General features: G+C 64.5%; 1 protein-coding gene. It reads right to left on the bottom strand.

The window, feature by feature from the left end; translation table 11 throughout:
• A partial coding sequence (locus ACZYSP_RS35375) for an ATP-binding cassette domain-containing protein (protein WP_489019215.1) occupies window positions 1-208 on the bottom strand: 208 nt, incomplete at its 3' end.
• Between the last annotated feature and the right edge of the window lie 99 nt (window positions 209-307).

The raw sequence follows: 307 nt of genomic DNA, 5'->3' as shown, positions 1-307 counted from the left end.
CGTCCTGGCCCTCGAAGGCAATGCTGCCGCCGGTCGCACCCAGCGTGCCGGTGAGCATGTGGAACAGCGTCGTCTTGCCGGCGCCAGTGGGGCCGATGACCGAATGCACCGTGTTGCGCCTCACGCGCAGGTCCACGCCGCCCAGGGCCACGAACTTGCCGTAGTGCTTGGTAACCTGCCGTGCTTCCAGAAGGAATTCCGCGCTCATACCTGCTTCTCCTCGACGCGAATTTCACCGGGCCGCTTGAACCGCGCACTTAAGGCGAGGAAGCCGTCTTCGATGAGGCCCCATAAGCCGCGCTGCATA

Source organism: Variovorax sp. F042 (genome assembly GCF_057814215.1).
This window is presented reverse-complemented; position numbering and strand designations above follow the sequence as displayed.